The organism is [Mycobacterium] manitobense (genome assembly GCF_025821665.1).
Lineage (GTDB): Bacteria > Actinomycetota > Actinomycetes > Mycobacteriales > Mycobacteriaceae > Mycobacterium > Mycobacterium arseniciresistens.
Window position 1 is genome coordinate 1 of record NZ_JACKSJ010000038.1, and the last position, 343, is coordinate 343.

At 69.7% G+C, this 343-nt stretch carries 1 protein-coding gene; it reads left to right on the forward strand.

Annotation, left to right across the window (positions count from 1 at the left end):
- The coding region (locus H7I41_RS05140; RefSeq protein ID WP_264011495.1) for an AMP-binding protein at positions 1-343 on the forward strand (343 nt) is incomplete at both ends.

The following is a 343-nucleotide window of genomic DNA, read 5'->3' on the forward strand; positions in this document are numbered from 1 at the left end:
CCCACGTCTGCCTGCGCAAGATCGACGCCGGCGACATCTGGACGGCGCTGCATGGCGGCGCCGTCACCCATTTCAGCGCCGCCCCGACCGTGCTCACCATGATCGCGGAGCATCCGGCCGCGCAACCGCTGCCGCACCCCGTGCATGTGGACACCGGCGGTCCCCCGCCCTCACCGGCGCTGCTGGCCAGGTTGACCCCGCTCGGCTTCGACGTCACCCATCTCTACGGTCTCACCGAGACCTACGGTCCGGTCGCGGTGAACGTATGGCAACCGGAATGGGACGAGTTGGCGCCCGAGGAGGCCGCGAAACTGCGGGCCCGCCAGGGTGTCGGCAACATCAT